Source organism: Methylomonas rhizoryzae, from assembly GCF_008632455.1.
Taxonomy (GTDB): domain Bacteria; phylum Pseudomonadota; class Gammaproteobacteria; order Methylococcales; family Methylomonadaceae; genus Methylomonas; species Methylomonas rhizoryzae.
Genome location: NZ_CP043929.1, coordinates 1,709,756 through 1,725,908, shown reverse-complemented (window position 1 = coordinate 1,725,908; position 16,153 = coordinate 1,709,756). Strand labels below are relative to the sequence as shown.

The 16,153-nt window shown below is 51.5% G+C and carries 14 protein-coding genes; 4 read left to right on the top strand and 10 right to left on the bottom strand.

Annotation, left to right across the window (positions count from 1 at the left end):
- Positions 1-61 precede the first annotated feature (61 nt).
- From F1E05_RS07960 to F1E05_RS07945, 4 genes are all read right to left on the bottom strand, one after another.
- Complete coding sequence (locus F1E05_RS07960; RefSeq protein ID WP_150047794.1) at positions 62-655, bottom strand: hypothetical protein; 594 nt, start codon at positions 653-655, stop codon at positions 62-64.
- Positions 656-755: 100 nt separating this feature from the next.
- The gene (locus F1E05_RS07955; protein ID WP_150047793.1) at positions 756-1,283 is read right to left on the bottom strand and encodes a hypothetical protein; all 528 of its coding nucleotides are present in this window, start codon (positions 1,281-1,283) and stop codon (positions 756-758) included.
- 63 nt (positions 1,284-1,346) lie between these two features.
- Positions 1,347-1,886 carry a hypothetical protein gene (locus tag F1E05_RS07950; protein WP_150047792.1) on the bottom strand — a complete coding sequence of 180 codons (540 nt, stop codon included), beginning with the start codon at positions 1,884-1,886 and terminating at the stop codon, positions 1,347-1,349.
- A 95-nt stretch (positions 1,887-1,981) separates the two neighbouring features.
- Complete coding sequence (locus F1E05_RS07945) at positions 1,982-2,368, bottom strand: hypothetical protein (protein ID WP_150047791.1); 387 nt, start codon at positions 2,366-2,368, stop codon at positions 1,982-1,984.
- Between the two features lie 389 nt (positions 2,369-2,757).
- Between F1E05_RS07945 and F1E05_RS07940 the strand changes: the two genes are divergently transcribed.
- The 3 genes from F1E05_RS07940 (at position 2,758) to F1E05_RS07930 (ending at position 8,313) form a co-directional block, all read left to right on the top strand.
- The gene (locus F1E05_RS07940; protein ID WP_150047790.1) at positions 2,758-3,933 is read left to right on the top strand and encodes a DUF1624 domain-containing protein; all 1,176 of its coding nucleotides are present in this window, start codon (positions 2,758-2,760) and stop codon (positions 3,931-3,933) included.
- A 151-nt stretch (positions 3,934-4,084) separates the two neighbouring features.
- Positions 4,085-6,223 carry an HAD-IIB family hydrolase gene (locus tag F1E05_RS07935; RefSeq protein WP_150047789.1) on the top strand — a complete coding sequence of 713 codons (2,139 nt, stop codon included), beginning with the start codon at positions 4,085-4,087 and terminating at the stop codon, positions 6,221-6,223.
- Positions 6,224-6,357: 134 nt separating this feature from the next.
- Positions 6,358-8,313 carry an alpha-amylase family glycosyl hydrolase gene (locus F1E05_RS07930; protein ID WP_150047788.1) on the top strand — a complete coding sequence of 652 codons (1,956 nt, stop codon included), beginning with the start codon at positions 6,358-6,360 and terminating at the stop codon, positions 8,311-8,313.
- Positions 8,314-8,447: 134 nt separating this feature from the next.
- Here the strand turns inward: F1E05_RS07930 and F1E05_RS07925 are convergent, their stop codons facing one another.
- Genes F1E05_RS07925 through amoA form a run of 4 tightly spaced genes read right to left on the bottom strand, consistent with a single transcriptional unit; the run spans position 8,448 to position 12,525 of the window.
- Complete coding sequence (locus F1E05_RS07925; protein ID WP_190303280.1) at positions 8,448-9,683, bottom strand: MFS transporter; 1,236 nt, start codon at positions 9,681-9,683, stop codon at positions 8,448-8,450.
- Between the two features lie 49 nt (positions 9,684-9,732).
- A complete protein-coding gene (gene amoC / locus F1E05_RS07920; protein ID WP_150047787.1) occupies positions 9,733-10,506 on the bottom strand; it encodes a bacterial ammonia monooxygenase, subunit AmoC in 774 nt (257 codons plus the stop codon).
- A 16-nt stretch (positions 10,507-10,522) separates the two neighbouring features.
- Positions 10,523-11,761 carry a bacterial ammonia monooxygenase, subunit AmoB gene (gene amoB, locus F1E05_RS07915; protein ID WP_150047786.1) on the bottom strand — a complete coding sequence of 413 codons (1,239 nt, stop codon included), beginning with the start codon at positions 11,759-11,761 and terminating at the stop codon, positions 10,523-10,525.
- 11 nt (positions 11,762-11,772) lie between these two features.
- Complete coding sequence (gene amoA / locus F1E05_RS07910) at positions 11,773-12,525, bottom strand: bacterial ammonia monooxygenase, subunit AmoA (protein WP_150047785.1); 753 nt, start codon at positions 12,523-12,525, stop codon at positions 11,773-11,775.
- Positions 12,526-12,775: 250 nt separating this feature from the next.
- Here amoA and F1E05_RS07905 point away from each other — a divergent pair, with 250 nt between their 5' ends.
- Complete coding sequence (locus tag F1E05_RS07905) at positions 12,776-13,711, top strand: LysR family transcriptional regulator (RefSeq protein ID WP_150047784.1); 936 nt, start codon at positions 12,776-12,778, stop codon at positions 13,709-13,711.
- Here the strand turns inward: F1E05_RS07905 and F1E05_RS07900 are convergent.
- Positions 13,708-14,802, bottom strand: a complete 1,095-nt coding sequence (locus tag F1E05_RS07900; RefSeq protein WP_150047783.1) for an L-dopachrome tautomerase-related protein — start codon at positions 14,800-14,802, stop codon at positions 13,708-13,710. The genes F1E05_RS07905 and F1E05_RS07900 overlap by 4 nt on opposite strands.
- Positions 14,803-15,182: 380 nt before the next feature.
- Positions 15,183-16,013 carry a VPLPA-CTERM sorting domain-containing protein gene (locus F1E05_RS07895; protein ID WP_150047782.1) on the bottom strand — a complete coding sequence of 277 codons (831 nt, stop codon included), beginning with the start codon at positions 16,011-16,013 and terminating at the stop codon, positions 15,183-15,185.
- Positions 16,014-16,153 lie beyond the last annotated feature (140 nt).

Genomic DNA, 16,153 nt, shown 5'->3' with positions numbered 1-16,153 from the left:
GCCAACCAAAGCGAAACACCCACCAACGAAAAGGTTTGGGCTTGCCTGGTTGTGTAGCCGATTATTTTTGATTAGCAACATACGAAACCTTGCCGTTTTCAATTGCCCATACACCTGCTTTTGTTCCCACATAAATGGGTTGTTTATTGTAAAGGCTAAGAAATACATGAAATTCTGTTGGGGCAGCTGACAAAACATGGGACATGAATGCGGCAACTGGCTTTGCACCATTTGGTACGGTGTTTGGTGCGATAAAGAGGCATGTTTGGGTGGAAGGAGTAACCGATAAAACTGTACTACCATCTTGCGAAACCACTACCCGAAAATGCCGCCCCCCCATTATTCCAGCCATTAGTGAAGGAACTCCAATAACATAAACTGCTATAGGGTCTTGTGCATTTTTTGATGGAAGAACCAAAGTTTGGTAAGGCGCATTACAACGGTTTAAGCTGGTTGAGTCGGCGGTACTTTGAGCTTTTAGAAGAATTGGCGAAGTTAAAGTTTTTGCGTCGGAAAACACTTGGAATAATTCAGCACCTGTTTTTTCGGCTTGCTTTACTTTAGAAGTAAGTTCAGTAGGAATAGGAAGTTGTTGTGCCCACGAATTACCGCACTGCAACCCAATAACCAGCCAGAAGACAAATTTTATATTCATTTAAGTGCCGAAGAATAATGCCTAACGATAAGGGTAACTTGACGGCAAAAGCTTTGCGACGATAGGAGCGAAGCTTTTGGCGGTCAAGTTGACCCGCTGGTTATGCATTTGATGACTTTAGCTGAAACTGATTACCACGAAGCTCGATAAGGGCAGGCAATACACCATATAGATATGCATGAGACAAAGCGAAAGGATCTATAAAAGCTAGCTCTTTTCTATCAGTTTCTGCTTGGATATACGGAACAATTATTGCCCCGCCATCAATTACAGAGATGCTATCGGGTAAACGCTCAAAACCAACGTATAGTTTTTGCGCATGAATTATTCTGTTCAAGGCATCCCATAGCCCGGCTACTTTTTCGCCTTTTCTTGTTGGCTCCCACTTCCAGCGAGCAGCATTGAGTGGATACTTTACATTGGAAGGCAGTACTTCCATTGCTCTGCGCGCATTCAGTGCGAAAGAGCTGATTACTTCAATTATTGTTGCATTTGCATTTTCCTGAATAAGCTTATTCTGGAAAGGGTACTGAGAGCTAGAAAGCGCCCACAACTTTACGGCTTCTTCTGATGCTTTTTCAATCGAATGTAGTGTGATTTCTTCCATGCCTGTGTTTTCTCTTTTCATGCATAACGCCGAGCTCACCCGACGAAAACCGCGTAGCGGTTTTTGGTCGGGTGAAGCGTTGTGTTAGGTATTTTTGATTTTACGGACATCGGTCATAAACCATTCAAGCATTTGCCAATGATTAAGTTTGGTTGCCTCATTCCCCATGCTTTTTCGTATTTCTAAAAGGAGTTTTCCAAGCAAACTAAGCATGGCTTTAAGCGTTTCATCTGATGCAACTGGCTGATCGCCTTGGGAGTAGAAAAATTGCATCAGTTCGTTGTATGCCAATACGACATCATCATTTGCTACCAACGAGAGCTTAAAAGCTGCTCTGCGATAATCAAGGGAAAGTAATTTTCCAACCGCAATATCGTCTTTGCTTTTGTTCCTGTTTTGCTTGTCGTGCTCCCATGCGGCTTGAGTCATTAGTAAAAGGGTAAATGGCTCAAGGATTATATTGTATGTATTGATTCTGTCTTCTCGTAACTTGTCTTCAAGATCAAGGCGGCGATCAATTGACTTACGAAATTTCCAGCCAACTCCAGTTAACAGCAATACAAGGAATGGAGTCGCGACAGCCCCGAAAGCAGTTAAGTAATCAAGCCAATGTTTTTCTTCCATGCCCTCTCCGTTGCAGAGATACCTAACGACAAGCATAACCGGCCAAAAAAAGCGGAGCGGAGCGTAGCTTTTTATGGTCCGAGTTTATGCGCTTGTTATGTGTTTTTCTCATCGCTCCACCGCTTTAGTATTTCACCATGCCCAACAATTTTGCCTCCTTCGCGAAGGGTGAATGTTGCACCAGGAATAACATCTTCATATACGTTGTCGGGAAAATACATTAGTGCCATCACTACATGTATTCTTTCATTTACTGGTACAAATTCAACTTCTGGCCCTTCTATGAAAGCGACTCCCTGATACTTTTCAGTCAAAGTTCTAGGATGCTCAGGAGTAACCTCCACAATTGCTTCTCGTTGATTTCGGTCACCTATGACAATATGGGACCGATAAATTCCACCGAAAGCTGCTCCCGATAATGGAGATATTCGTCCACCATCTTCCGTACTCAACATTACTATTTCAGCTTCGATTTTTTCCATGGCTACACATAACTAGTAATTAGATAGTTCTGTATATCTACCGAAAATCATTCCTAGAACCGATAATTTATTGATTAACATGCGATTTTCCCTTCTGCATATCATCGGAACCTAGTAGGCATGACTGGTAAACATCAAACTGCGGTCATTGAATCAGATTAGACGATAGACTGCAACGGATCGAGACAAGACGACCATGCCTTACCCAACCGAGCCGATTATTTCCCGATAACCGAATTCCAGCCAATTGATTCGACTTAATGTTATAGATCGTTAAGTTACTTTCCAAACCAATTTTGCAAATAGTCGTAAGATTGAATAGTTCCGCCAACCATCTTAACCTGCCGCGCAAGCAGTGCACACTAAAGCAATATTGTCGAGGTAAGCCATTGAATGTCCAACCCGCTTCCGCCCGGTTAACGTCTATAGATGCCCTGCGCGGTCTGGTCATGGTCATCATGACCTTGGATCACACCCGCGATTTCTTCAGCGACGCTCACTTCAAGCCGACCGATTTGCAGCAAACCAACGTCGCCTTGTTTCTGACCCGCTGGATCACGCATTTTTGCGCACCGGTGTTCGTGTTTTTGGCAGGCGCCAGCGCGTTTTTATGGTTCGCCCGCAAAGGCCGGAATGCACCGATCAGCGGTTTTTTGCTGAAACGCGGGCTGCTGCTGTTACTGCTGACTTGTACCGTGGAGGCGTGGTCGTGGAATTTTCTGAACGATTTCCGGCAAGTCGACGGCGGCGTGCTATGGGCTATAGGCTGGTCCATGATCGTATTGGCCGGTTTAGCCAAACTGCCGGTGGTGATAGTGGGCTTGATCGGACTGACCATCGTGGCCGGACACAATGCTCTGGACGGCATTCGAGCGCAAGACTTGGGCGGCTTCGCGCCGTGGTGGGCGATCTTGCATACCGGCGAGGATGTGGCTTTAGGCAACGGTTGGTCTATTAATCCCTACTACCCGCTGCTGCCGTGGATAGGGGTGATTGCGCTGGGTTTCGGTTTCGGCAGCTGGCTGCAGCGCAACGAACCGGGTACCCCATTCAAATTGATTGCCGCCGGGACCGGGTTGACCCTTTTATTCATCGCCCTGCGCTACGCCAACGTTTACGGTGACCCCGATCCTTGGCAAGTACAAACCACGCCCGCGTTTACGCTACTGTCGTTTTTGAATTGCCACAAATACCCGCCTTCCTTGCTGTATTTATCGATGACGTTAGGTCCGGCTCTAATACTGTTAGGCTTGCTGCATCAAAAGTCGTTACACCTACAACATCCCTTGCTGTTATTCGGCCGTACGCCGCTATTTTTTTATTTAATTCACCTATATGTCATTCACGGCCTGGCAGTCGGCTTGGCGGCGATAACAGGCGGTCCGGTGCGAGAAATCGCCGGCGGCGGCATTTGGTCGCCGAATTTGCCTGCCGATTACGGTTACGGCTTGGCTAGCGTTTATGCGATATGGCTTGTCGTGGTGGTACTGATGTTGCGCTTGTGCCGCGGATTTGAGCGGCTCAAAACGGCCAACCCGCATTGGATTTGGATGAATTATTTATAAATCAACAGCTTGTGCTTTGTCACCGGCAGTTGGATTTAGGGTTGTGCCCGGAAACGTAGTAAGATTCGCCAAAGCTGTTCAAGCAAACACTGTTGCTCGCAACGCGAAATACACGGACTTCAAGTCCCTATCAGCGGGAGACGATAGCCTCATGTCAGAGCAAGATTCGCCGGAAGCGCTTTATATCGTATTGATTAGCATACATGGGCTGATTCGCGGCAACGACTTGGAACTCGGCAGAGATCCTGATACCGGCGGACAAACCAAATACGTGATCGAACTCGCAAAAGCACTGTCCGGACAGACCGATATCGAACGGGTCGATTTGGTGACCCGCTTGATTCGGGCGGATAGCGTGAGTACCGATTATGCCGAGCCGCTGGAAACTTTGGCCGGCAACGCGCAAATCGTGCGCATCGAGTGCGGGCCGGACGACTACATTCCGAAGGAACAACTATGGGACTATTTGGACGGTTTCACCGACAATTTATTGGTCTGGCTACACCAGCAACCCCGCCTACCCGACATCTTGCACAGCCACTACGCCGATGCAGGTTACGTCGGATTACATATTTCCCAGCTAACCGGCATACCGCTGGTCCATACCGGTCATTCGTTGGGCCGGGACAAATGCCGGCGCCTGCTTGCCACCGGGATGATTCTCAACGACATTGAACAACGTTACCACATACTTCGCCGCATCGACGCCGAAGAAGATACGCTAGCCGCCTCCGCGTTGGTGATTGCCAGCACCCGAAACGAAATCGAGGATCAATACGAGCTTTACGACTGCTACGCACCGGAGAAAATGGCGATCATACCCCCCGGCATCAATTTAACCCAGTTCCATCCACCGTCGGCGATCGGCGACGGCACTAGCTACTTACCGCACTTGCGTAAATTTCTCAGTCACCCGGATAAACCTATCATTTTGGCTTTATCCCGTCCCGACGAGCGCAAAAACATTATTGCGTTGCTGGAGGCCTACGGCGAGTCGCCGCGTTTGCAAGCACTGGCCAATTTGGTCATCGTAGCCGGCAATCGCGACGACATCCGCGAAATGGCCGACGGTCCGCAACGGGTGCTGACCGAATTATTAATGGTGATCGATTTTTACGATTTATATGGTCTGGTGGCGATACCCAAGCACCATAGTACCGAACAGGTTGGTGAAATTTTCCGCCTGGCTTCGACCTCGCACGGCGTGTTCGTCAATCCGGCCCTCACCGAACCATTCGGTTTGACGCTATTGGAAGCGGCAGCCAGCGGCTTACCGTTAATCGCTACCGAAAACGGCGGCCCGGTAGATATTATCGGCAATTGCCAAAACGGCTTGCTGATCGACCCGTTCGACGTGAAGGGGTTCGCCGACGCACTATTAACCGTGCTGGAGAATCCGGCGCTGTGGCAACAATATTCCGCGTCCGGCATTGAAAACGTCGCAAAACATTATTTGTGGCAAGCGCACGCCCGCGCTTACTTGAGCAAAATTCGCGGGCTGCCCAAAGGCTTCGAATTATTGCCGAAGACCGTGTCGCGTACCCAAGCCAGCCGCTACCGCAAGCTGGCGATTTGCACCGAGATCGACAATACGCTGCTAGGCGACGCAGAAGGTTTGGAACAACTTGTCAAGCTGATCCGCGAGCAACGCAAAAAATTCTTGTTTTGCATCGGCTCGGGCAGACGCCTGGATTCGGCATTGGCCATTTTAAAAGCGCACAAGGTACCTAAACCCGATATTTTAATCACCAGTTTGGGTACGGAAATTCATTACGCCCAACAGCTGATTTCCGACATTTCGTGGAGTTATCACATCGACCACGGCTGGACGCCGCACGTGTTACGACGGCTATTTGAAGATCTACCGGGACTCAAGCCGCAGCCAAAAAGCGAGCAAAGCCGTTTCAAACTGTCCTATTTCTACGACGCCGCCACCGCACCTAGCATCGAAGAGATCAACAGCCTATTACATAAGCAGGATTTTTCAGTCAACGTCACCTTGTCCTTCGGCCAATTTTTGGACATCGTTCCGGCCCGGGCCTCCAAGGGGCAAGCCTTGCGCTACATTGTCAGACAACGGGACATTCCGTTACAACGCGTATTAGCCACCGGCGGTTCCGGTGGAGATGAAGACATGCTGCGCGGCAACACCCTGGGCGTCGTCGTCGCCAACCGCCACAGCGGGGAGCTATCGACCCTGGCCGAAATGGAGCACGTTTATTTCGCGATGCGAGCCCACGCTTGGGGTATTTTAGAAGCGATCGAACATTACGACTTTTTTAATCTTTAACCTCCGGCCAGAAGCAAGGTAGCGCTGATGCCGGCCGGCATCAGGCATACACCGAGAGCAGGTGAAAAAAAAGCTAAGCAAAGTCGATACAAACTCGGCCACTATCGGCCCGAGTAAACCCCCAGGAACTACTTATGTACGAACAAGTTTCCCACTCGCTATTGAACAATATCCTCGACGATCTGAAACCGGAAATTCGCCGCCAAGACATCAGGCACTTCTATACGCGCTTGGGAGCCAATTTTTACGCCATCTATTCTTTATTTTTCACGCTATACGGACAGCGCGACGATTTCAAAACGCAAATGTTGCGATTGGTGGAAACCATGGCCAAAGGCTATATCGCCCGCAGCGCGGAATTGGAACAAAGCGACATCGCCCGGGAACAGGACCACAACTGGTTTTTATCGCAGCAATGGGTGGGCATGGCACTTTACACCAACGGATTTGCCGACAATCTTGCCGACCTAGCTGACAAAACCCAATACTTTCAAGAACTAGGTATCAACATGGTGCACATCATGCCGATTCTGATGTGCCCCACCGGCAAAAGCGACGGCGGCTACGCGGTCAGCGATTTCAGACAAATCGACGACAGGCTGGGAACTTTAAACGATTTGCGGCGCCTCGCCGAGGAGTTCAGAAAGCGCGACATCTTGTTGGTGCTGGACATCGTGTTAAACCATACCTCCGACGAACACGAATGGGCGCAAAAAGCCATCAACGGCGAGCAACGTTACCAGGATTATTATTTTGTGTTCGGCAACCGCGAAGTGCCGGACATGTTCGAGCAATCCATGCCGGAGATTTTCCCCGAAAGCAATCCCGGCAATTTCACCTGGAACGAGGCGATGCAAAAATGGGTGATGACGGTGTTTCACAACTACCAGTGGGATTTGAATTACAGCAATCCCGAAGTGTTCGTAGCCATGCTCGACATCATCTTGTTTTGGGCCAATCAAGGCGTGGACATACTGCGGCTCGACGCCGTGGCTTTTCTGTGGAAGAAGATCGGCTCCACCTGCCAAAACGAGCGCAACGCGCACTTGATTCTGCAACTGATGAAGGATTGTTGCCAAGTCACCGCGCCCGGCGTACTGTTCATCGCCGAAGCCATCGTCACGCCGGTGGAAATGATCAAATATTTCGGCGAAGACGCCATCATCGCCAAGGAATGCGAAATTGCCTACAACGCCACGCTAATGGCTTTGCTGTGGGACGGTATCGCCACACAAAACGCCAGATTACTCTATCAAGGCGTTAAAAATCTGCCGGCAAAACTGGAACGAGCCACTTGGCTCAATTACGTGCGTTGTCACGACGACATCGGTTTCGGCTTCGACGACAACGACATCCGCGCCGCCGGTTACGACCCGTACGCGCACCGGCAATTTTTGGTCAATTATTTCAGCGGCCAATTCGAAGGCTCACCGGCCAGAGGCATGGTGTTCATGCACAACGAAACCACCGGCGACGCCCGCATCAGCGGTTCAATGGCCTCGCTGGTCGGCTTGGAAGCCGGTCAGGAAACAAACGACCAAGCGTTGATCGATAACGCGGTCAAAAAAATAGTGTTGCTGCACAGCCTGATTTTATCGTTCGGCGGCATCCCTTTGCTGTACAACGGCGATGCATTAGGGGTAATCAACGACTACAGCTATCGCGACGATCCCCATAAAAGTAACGACAACCGTTGGATACACCGCCCCAAAATCAATTGGGAACGTGCCGAGTTGCGCAAAAAACAGGGAACGACGGAGTACGTCTTATTCAACGCGATGAAGAAAATGATCGCAATCCGCAAAGAAACCTCGGCGTTTGCCGATTTTAACAATCGCGAACTGGTAGACATCGATAACCAGCATCTATTGTGTTACCTCCGCTTCGATCATCAACGGCCCTCTGAACGGGTGTTGGTGGTAGCCAATTTCGCCGCCAGTCCGCAATATCTCGACCTGGCTCTGCTCAGAAGCAAGGGTATCGATCCGTTTACCCGATTCGTCGATTTATATAGCGGGCGGCAACCGGCGCAATACGATAGACACATTGTGTTGCAAGGTTTTCAGTTTTATTGGTTAACGCAAATATAAAACCGCGCGGTCTTGGTAGAACCTCGTTAACGCTCCCAAAAAATCAATCAGCGATTTTCGACTTTTTCTTCCGCGCCCATTGTTCTTACTATTACCGCAATCCGGGCTACAGCCACGGCATTTTCCCCATCAATTTAAAACCGAACAGCTTCAGGGTCCCTGATGAACACAACGATCCCGGTTGCGAGAAAGGCAAACAGGCCCGACGCGATGAAAACCAAGCGGTAGTCGCCGATCAGGCTATGGGCGTAACCGGCGGTGTAGGCGGCGATGGCCGCCCCGATTTGATGTGCAAAGCAAATCCAGCCGAACACCACGCCGACGTTTTGTTTGCCGAATAAGTCCGCGGTCAATGCCGAGGTGGCCGGAATGGTCGACAACCAATTCATGCCGTAAATAATCGAGAACATCATTAATTGTCCGGTGCTATCGATGCCGGGCAGCAGTATCAGCGTGGCACCTCTGACCACGTAATAAAACGCCAGCGGCCAGCGCTTGCCGCAGCGGTCGCACAGCCAGCCGGATAAAATGGTGCCGAATACATCGGCCGCCCCCATTACCCCTAGCGACATCGCCATGGTCATTTCGCTGAAGCCGTGTTCGATGCCGTGCGGAATCAAATGGGTCTGAAAAAGCCCGGAGGTGGTTAAGCCGCAAATTCCAAAACTCGAAGCCAACAGCCAGAATTGAAGGCTGCTCATGGCTGATCGCATGGGATTGCTATCGGGCTTAAGAACTGTTCCATGTACGCCATTGCCGCCATAGGGCAGCAGTCCTTTTGATTCGGGATCGTCTCTTAAAAATTTCAGAATCAACGGCAAAACCAGCAAGCCTAACGCGACGGCGATCAACAGCGTCGCCGCACGCCAGCCTTCATGAACGTTGATCTGCATTAAAACCGGAGTGAACACTAACTGGCCGGAAGAGAAGGCGGCGCCCAATATGCCTAACGCGAGCCCCCGATGTTGATGGAACCAGCGATTGATCAACGCCGATCCCATAATCATTGAAGTGCCGCCGGAACCCGCGCCGATCAGTAATCCCCAAAACAAATACAGTTGCCAGGATTCCTGCATAAAAACGCTGCCGCCGGCGCCAGCCACCGACAAAATCAACGTGATAACGCTGATGCGTTTGGCGCCGTAGACATCCATCAACCTACCTAGAAATGGACCTGCAAGGCCGAATAACAGCAGGTTGAGCGAAATCGCCCCGCTAATGGTTTCCCTATTCCAAGCAAACTCCTGTTCCAGGGACAGCATGATGATCCCCGGCACTGAGCGCAGTGCCGATGCCACAAACAAGCACAGAAACGTGACCGCGAGGACTATCCAGGCATAATGAACTGAATAGGCGCGACTCTTTGGCATTGTTGCTAAGGACTTAACCATTTTCGTGAGGGTTTATTTGAAAACAGACTTATTCAGCCTCTTCGATTTTGTCCAGCAGTTCGATCAGCCGGGTCACCCCTTGCAGCAGGATGCCGCCGACCCCCAAGGCAAACCACACCCCGATCACAAACCCCCAATGAATCGGCGCGGCGAAGAATTCTTCTCTAAACCAGAAGGTATGTCCCCACTCGTTGAAACCGACGCTGACCAAAATCATGAACGGCCCGAACACCGCCAAGGTCAAGGGCAGCGAGATGCCTTTGGCATACAAGGGCAAGCGGGTTCTGGCGTATAGCCAGGCGCAGCCGCCCAAGATCACGTACAGCGGGAAGTTGAAATAAAACTCGATGATGTGATTGGCAGTAAACGGCGTATCGCGAATTGCCACCTGGTGCCAGGAGTTGTCCTGTTCGGCAAAATAACTGCCGGCCCAATACACCGCAAAGGTGTAAATGCTGATCCACATCGTCAAGGTGAAATAGCGGCGAATTTCTTCCTTGGGTGCCAGTTGCTCCAGATTCCGGTCGCGCGTTGTCCATAAATACCCCCAAAAACCGCTGGCGACGGCAGCGATAATCGCTAGTTCGATATAAAACAGCCGCATCCAGTATTGCTCGAACGCAGGTTCCGTGGAATCCAAACCGTGTTCTATGGCAAAAGCACCCTGATACAGTCGTAAACCGACATAGATCACGGTCAATATGCCAAAGCCCTTTAAATATTTGGGTAAGTCGATCAAATACCAAGGCAATGATTTAGGGTTTTCGCTGCGTAAGCTAACGTGTTCTGTCGTGGTAGCCATGATGTTTGCTCCTGAATTAATTGAATTTGGGAATGACGGCCGCGGAAATACTGGAGATATAGCGTTTTCCCATCACGTCGTCGTAAAGGAACAGCAAACCGCCGACACGGCTATCCGCGTCTTTGATCAGTCCATCCAGCTTTTCCGACTCCCAGGCCGCATCGCGCACTTCAATCGTGACGGTGCGTTGTTCGCCGGGTGCTATAGGCGTGTTGTTATCCAGGCTCAGGCCGTTATTGCTGACGTCATCCTTGCCGGGCATGTGGCCCACATCGGCCAATTCGGCGTTCATGAAATGCACGTTGGAGCTCGAAAACTCGCCGATTCTGACCGCCCCTTGGCTGCGATTGTCGACACTCACCTGCAACAGCATGGCACGTTGCGCCACGCTGTATTCCGCTTTGATGGCGTCCACATTGACCGTTCCGGCATTGACTTGAGCCGGTAAAGGCAAAATCCGATCCAGTCCTGCTTGTAATGGGATAGCGTCCGGGTAACGGTTGGCGGTGATGGCATTCAGCGCCAATACCAACACCGGCACACCCACTAACACGACTTTAGCGATGAGTTTGTCCTGAGCGGTGATCAACTCCTGTTCCAAACCGGCATCCAGCATGCGGTAACGGCTGATGAACAAGGGACGACGCACCCACCACAATAACCAGGCAGCCGCCAACACACCCCAGAACAGATGCCAAAACACGCCATTGGCAAAGCCGAAGTTCTCCATGTCGATCACTTCGCCGTTAATGGTTTTAAGCGTATTGCGGAAGTCGCCGGGATCGCCGCCAATGTCCAACCACACCCCTGGGCCCATCACCTGTCCCGCGTCTTTTAAATTAAAAAACGGGTGAATGTGATAACGCCCAGGCAAACGGCCTTTCAAGACCACTTTGAACTCGTAGTCACCACCAGGCTCCAGGGACACTGAATTGGTCCAAGGTTTACCGTTTAGGTAGCGCTCGGTACGAATCAGCACGGGTCCCGGCGTGGAGATATTCAAGAAGCTGGCTTCCGGCTTTGGCACACTGATCGGCCAGTCTTCGGCAACATGAAACTTGCCGCTGACACTGACTTCATCGTTGACGTTGAATTTTTGCGTGGACCACTGCACGTCGTACCACTGGATGGTGCGCATCCGAATGAACGGCTCCAAGGCTTTTTCGCCATGGGCCTGAGCGGTGGGTACTGTCAACACCGACAACACATTCAAGCAAAGCAATGCCAACAGCCAAGGTTTAAAAAGTACTTTCATGGCTGGTCTCCTTAAATGCTTTTCAGATAACGGGTATCGGCGAACCATTTACCGATATACCACCAGAGCGGATACATCAACGAACATAACAGCGCCGAACAAAAGGCCGCCAACGGTGTAGCGTACTGGCCGTAGGTTCGCAGGGTGCCGCGCTCGATGATGCGCAGGTATTCCGGCATGCCGGTGCGGATATATTGGAAGCCGAATAAATCGGCGACAGTCAACTGGCTGTTGTGGTATTCGACCGCTTGGTGGAACATGCCGAAGATCGGCCAATTGGTGGGGTAGAACAACAAGGCAAACGCAGCCCCGCCAAAAATAGAGGTGATGGTCAGGCTGTTGGTGAGCATCAACAAGGTATCCAATACCAATGCACCGGGCACCATGGTGGCCGGCAACACCATGTTGATGGGGAAATAATTCCAGTAGTGGTAGGCAAATACCCGGGTGACCCAGGTACCTAGCAATAAGGCCGCGACGCAGAGGGTGGCGCCCAACGGTAGACGGAATTTATCCCACAACACCGCCTGTACGGCGGCAGGAAAAGTAATGCCGATTAGCGGCGTCACCAATGGCCACCATTGCCGATCTTTCCAATCGACCCAGAAGTCCCAGTCGCCGACGGTCAGGGCAAAATGTAGATGAAACGAGCCGATGAACAAGAATAGGGCCAGGACCAGGATCAGATAATCGTAAGCTCTGACCAGCCGGGCTTTCTCGCCCCGGTAAGGTTTGAATGTGGAAATAGGAATGTGTGCGGACATAAAGTGATACCCCCGAATGGTGCCGTCGCAAACGACTGTCGATGTGATGGTTTGAGCGCGCCACCGGCCTAAAAGCCACCCTTGGGGAGTTAAACCGGATTGGTCGATAGCCGCGCTCGCGGTATAAGGTAGGGATGTTTCGACGCGCTGTGAAATGGTGAAATTTCATTCGGATCGATGAAGACTGTTCATACCGCCCGGCCGCGAATTTGTTTAGGATGCGGGGGCAAATCATTGAGGACATTTGCCGATGGCCAATCTACGCACCTTCGACCTGAACCTGTTGCTGGCTTTCGACGTATTGATGCGGGAACGCAATGTCACCCGCGCGGCGGAATCCATGTTCGTTACCCAGTCGGCCATGAGCCACACTCTGCATCGCTTGCGTCAGCATCTCAACGACCCGGTACTGGTCAAATCGCCCGGCGGGATGCAGCCGACCGCACTGGCGCTGACATTGGTCGAGCCGGTGCGCAGTCTGTTGAAGGAAATGGAGCGTCTGCTCGAAACGCCGCAAGCCTTCGACCCGACTGCCAGCCAACGCCGGTTTACGATTGCAGCGACCGATTACATGGAATTTCTGATGTTGCCGACGCTAACGCAAATGATAGAGCGGGTAGCGCCTGGCGTGGATATTCACGTCAAACGCACGGAATCCGCCTTTCCTTTGCCACAACTGGAAAACGGCAGCCTGGATGTGGTGCTGGGTTTCGTCTCGGTACTGAATCCGCCTGCGCATTTGCACTGCGAAATCCTGTTCAAAGATCGCATGGCTTGCGTGGTCAGGCAGGATCATCCGCGGATCAAAGCGCCGCCGTCGCTGGCGGATTATCTGGCGGCGGCGCATATGCTGATTTCCAGAACCGGCGATAAATTGGGGGTGATAGACGATAAACTAGCCGAAACCGGCGCCGAGCGCCATATTCATTGCATTGTGCCGCATTTTTTGTCGGCCCCTTTGATTGTGGCGCAAACCGATATGATCTTGTCCTTGCCGTATCGCTTGGCAATAGCCTTTCGGAAACTGGTGCCGCTGAGCATTTGGCCGGTACCGGTCGAATTGCCCGACTACGATTTGGCGATGATCTGGCATCCGTTATGGGAAAAAGACCCGGCCCACGGCTGGCTGCGCGAGCAAATCAGCCGTGTCGCCCGAACAATTGGCGCATCCCCGCTCGAACTTTAACGCCCTGGCAGACCGGCTGCCAAGGCTTTAACCTTTAACAGAAAATAAGGCGGTTTCGCTTGGTTATCGCCGCCGTTTAGGGTGGCCGAGCGATGCAGGCGATTGACCACCGCATACAATTGGCCGCCGGCACCGAAACTGAACGAATCCACCCAGGAAAGGCGCGGACATTGTGCCAACTGCCGATACTTGCGAGTGGGATCGATGACGCCAATCGCGTTGTTGGCCAAATCGCCCAAATAAATATTGTTGTTCCGGTCGATGCTGATGCCGTCCGAAATCGGCTTGTCGCTGTAGCGCTCAACCCGGCCGGCAAGTTCTTCGGCCGATAACGACGCGTTGATCAAGTCGGCGGCTCTAATCCGGTACAAACTAAGGCCGTGCATGGGCCCGAAATACACCCATTCGTTAGCCAAGTCCTCGGTGATGGGATTCACCCCGATGTGCGGCCTGACTAATTCGCCCGCCGGAGTTTTTACCTGAATCGGCACATTATCGATGAGCAAATCGACGTTTTCCGGCACCACGCTATAGTGGCCTTGCAGCACCCGCCGGGCCGCTCCGGTCGACAAGTTGACCACAATCAAGGCCGCATTGATGCCGCCGGCCGGATCGCTGATGAAGGCATGATTGTGGATGGTATCCAAGGCAAAATCGTTGACGAACGCATCCTTGGGAGCAATCGGTGCCGGCAGATAAATCAAGCGTTGTAACTTGTTGGTTTTAGTATTCCAGCCGACCAGCTTGGGCGTGACGCCACTACGCATACCGTTGTCCAGCATCCAGACCACGCCATTGCTATCGGAACGTATGCCCAGCACCGAGTCGAGCTTGAGCGGCGCCGTCGAATCGGCCGCAGACATTTCCCAATTCGGAAATGGCAGCAGGGTCCGGTCCTTATACTCGACCACCGTGTATTGCGGTTGGTAGAACTGATGTTGACTCATGATGATACGCCCGCTTGCAGTCGCCGTGACATTGCCGGGCCCGGTGTCGAGATTGGCGAATACGTCGAAATCGGACTTGGTCTCGGCCGAGGCCGTAAAGACCGCAAACAGCAGGGCTGTACAGGACAGGGTGACCCGGTTCATCGGCGTCTCCGTAAGTTAATGGGTGAGCCATAACATACGAGATCGCGAAACCCGTGTTAAATGACAATATTTAATCAAAGGCCATGCATCGGACTGATGATGGTTGCAGCCTTCATGCCGAGCAAATTCGCTGATCCGCAGGCATCAATACAAATAAAAGCGTTCATCCCGGTTGTACGGCAATCGCTAAAACAACGGCTTACCGTATTACTTGAGCCGCCTCCTTTCAAGCAAACGGTTGTTTCGTCAAACCAAGTTGCGCCGCATGGTTTTAGGGCGGATTGTACCTAATGTAAACAGCCAATCCCCCTCAAGCCCTTATAGTTTTTAATGCCCTCCATGGCGAGACTCCCGTAGGTTTAAAACAAGCTCAGCGAAAATCAGCAGATTTGCGCGCGGCGGCGGCCGGCGCCCCATACGCCTAAGGCGCTAGCAAACAACCAAGCGGCGGCAGGCACCGGGACCGGGGCGATTTCCGAACCGGTAGCCGGGCTAGTGGCGTAAGCGGAGAGTGCTGCCGACAAGCTACCCGTGACGGTATGGATGCCGTCGCTGAAAATGGCCATTACAAACGTACCTTCTTGGTAAAAAGCGCCGTCCCAGGTGTATTCGTTCAACGAGGTATTCGCCGTGCCGGTATTGTTGTTACCGTCGCTAAATTGCCCGGATATGTTGACGGAAGCGTTAGCGTAGTCGTTGCCGGAGTAATAAATGGAATCCGATTCGCCGCCTAACTCCCAATCCAGGGTGATCAAAGCGATGCCATGGCCGGTTAATTCGAAATTGACGTAATTCGAAGCACTGGAGCCGGCGTTGTTGCTATACATAGTCCACCAATCGAACGGCATATCGTCGCTGGTTTGCGAATCGGCATAGGCGCTGAGCTCGTATTCGTCGCGCACCGAAGAACTTTGCGCCGACGCGGTATCGGCGTCGGTATACAACTCGCTGGTCAAGTCGTTGGCCGACATGGAGTCGCTATTACTGTGATTCAAATAAGCGGTATACGCATTGGAGCTCGCTTGGCCGGAGCCACCGTACCAAGATAGCGTGGGTGCATTCTCGCCGTCGGACAAATCGAAATACTCGATGTTCAAACTGCCCCAGTCGATATAGGCATAGGCCGACGATGACGCGTAAGCGGATTGGCTGGTTCCGAAAAGCATTAACAAGGATGCAGCTAAAGGTAATTTCAAGCTGGTTAAAGTCATAGTGACACTCCTGATGTCTTGAATCTTAAGGATGAGAGGTGAAATGAGGATTTGATTACAACCGCATGAAGCCTAAGTCGATCTAACAACTTACCATCTACGCGGCTTCTATGCTAAAGCAAAATTAAAACCAATAAAAA

Excerpts from the sequence above, each read along its gene's own strand:
- F1E05_RS07935 (WP_150047789.1), top strand. The coding sequence starts at position 4,085 with ATGTCAGAGCAAGATTCGCCGGAAGCGCTTTATATCGTATTGATTAGC.
- F1E05_RS07950 (WP_150047792.1), bottom strand. The coding sequence starts at position 1,886 with ATGGAAGAAAAACATTGGCTTGATTACTTAACTGCTTTCGGGGCTGTC.
- F1E05_RS07930 (WP_150047788.1), top strand. The coding sequence starts at position 6,358 with ATGTACGAACAAGTTTCCCACTCGCTATTGAACAATATCCTCGACGAT.
- amoB (WP_150047786.1), bottom strand. The coding sequence starts at position 11,761 with ATGAAAGTACTTTTTAAACCTTGGCTGTTGGCATTGCTTTGCTTGAAT.
- F1E05_RS07900 (WP_150047783.1), bottom strand. The coding sequence starts at position 14,802 with ATGAACCGGGTCACCCTGTCCTGTACAGCCCTGCTGTTTGCGGTCTTT.
- F1E05_RS07905 (WP_150047784.1), top strand. The coding sequence starts at position 12,776 with ATGGCCAATCTACGCACCTTCGACCTGAACCTGTTGCTGGCTTTCGAC.
- F1E05_RS07895 (WP_150047782.1), bottom strand. The coding sequence starts at position 16,013 with ATGACTTTAACCAGCTTGAAATTACCTTTAGCTGCATCCTTGTTAATG.
- amoC (WP_150047787.1), bottom strand. The coding sequence starts at position 10,506 with ATGGCTACCACGACAGAACACGTTAGCTTACGCAGCGAAAACCCTAAA.
- F1E05_RS07955 (WP_150047793.1), bottom strand. The coding sequence starts at position 1,283 with ATGAAAAGAGAAAACACAGGCATGGAAGAAATCACACTACATTCGATT.
- amoA (WP_150047785.1), bottom strand. The coding sequence starts at position 12,525 with ATGTCCGCACACATTCCTATTTCCACATTCAAACCTTACCGGGGCGAG.
- F1E05_RS07925 (WP_190303280.1), bottom strand. The coding sequence starts at position 9,683 with ATGCCAAAGAGTCGCGCCTATTCAGTTCATTATGCCTGGATAGTCCTC.
- F1E05_RS07960 (WP_150047794.1), bottom strand. The coding sequence starts at position 655 with ATGAATATAAAATTTGTCTTCTGGCTGGTTATTGGGTTGCAGTGCGGT.
- F1E05_RS07945 (WP_150047791.1), bottom strand. The coding sequence starts at position 2,368 with ATGGAAAAAATCGAAGCTGAAATAGTAATGTTGAGTACGGAAGATGGT.